Source organism: Arthrobacter sp. CMU6 (genome assembly GCF_059090205.1).
On sequence record NZ_JBNHFL010000125.1, the window covers coordinates 1 to 259 of the forward strand.

Genomic DNA, 259 nt, shown 5'->3' on the forward strand with positions numbered 1-259 from the left:
CTGCGTTCCCTGCCGGCGCGGCTATGGCTGCGCACACCCGGGCGTTTCAAACTGCTGCGCGCCATCATCGGTGCGGCGTTTGGCCTGACCATGATCGTGATCGCGATGACCGCGATGGCGGCACGCACGGCAGATCCGATATCACTTGCCCTGCCGAAGTTGGCCTACGAGGACGGCGGCGGCAGGAACATCGTCAACGTCATTTTGGTGGACATCCGGGCATGGGACACGTTCGGCGAAATTTCCGTGCTGGCTCTGG

At 63.3% G+C, this 259-nt stretch carries 1 protein-coding gene; it reads left to right on the plus strand.

Annotation, left to right across the window (positions count from 1 at the left end; all coding sequences use genetic code 11):
* A partial coding sequence (gene mbhE / locus AC5RWD_RS23355) for a hydrogen gas-evolving membrane-bound hydrogenase subunit E (RefSeq protein ID WP_494022285.1) occupies window positions 1-259 on the plus strand: 259 nt, incomplete at both ends.